The sequence below is a fragment of the Vibrio sp. 1978 genome (genome assembly GCF_033344345.1).
The window spans coordinates 1-577 of the sequence record NZ_JAWPOP010000792.1; the positions used below are offsets into that span (position 1 = coordinate 1).

The following is a 577-nucleotide window of genomic DNA, read 5'->3' on the forward strand; positions in this document are numbered from 1 at the left end:
CTTGAACAGCTGTCGGCACAAGAGCGAGTAAAGTGGGCTTTGGAAAATCTGGATGGAGAGTTTGCGGTATCCTCAAGCTTTGGTATCCAAGCCGCTGTCATGCTTCATCTTGTGACTCAAGAAAAACCTGATATCCCAATTATTCTTACGGATACCGGATATCTGTTTGCAGAAACGTATCGCTTTATTGATGAGTTGACAGAAAAACTCAACCTTAATCTAAAAGTTTATCGAGCGGAGCAAAGTGCTCAATGGCAAGAAGCACGTTATGGCAAATTATGGGAGCAGGGCGTTGAGGGGATCGAGAAGTACAACAAAATAAATAAAGTCGAACCAATGCGTCGTGCATTGAAAGAACTTAATGTTGGAACATGGTTTTCAGGTTTACGTAGAGAGCAAAGTAAATCACGAGCGGGTTTACCGATACTGTCGATTCAAAATGGCGTGTTTAAGTTTCTGCCCGTAATCGATTGGACTAATAAAGATGTTCACTACTACCTCGAGCAACATGGTCTTACCTATCACCCACTTTGGGAAGAAGGTTACTTGTCTGTTGGGGATACACATACGACACGTA

Annotated in this window: 1 protein-coding gene; it reads left to right on the forward strand. The window is 42.6% G+C overall.

The genetic code is table 11. The features are described 5' to 3' along the window. Nucleotides 1–577, forward strand: a 577-nt coding sequence (locus R8N49_RS29135) for a phosphoadenylyl-sulfate reductase (RefSeq protein WP_318190700.1), incomplete at both ends; no start/stop codon positions are given.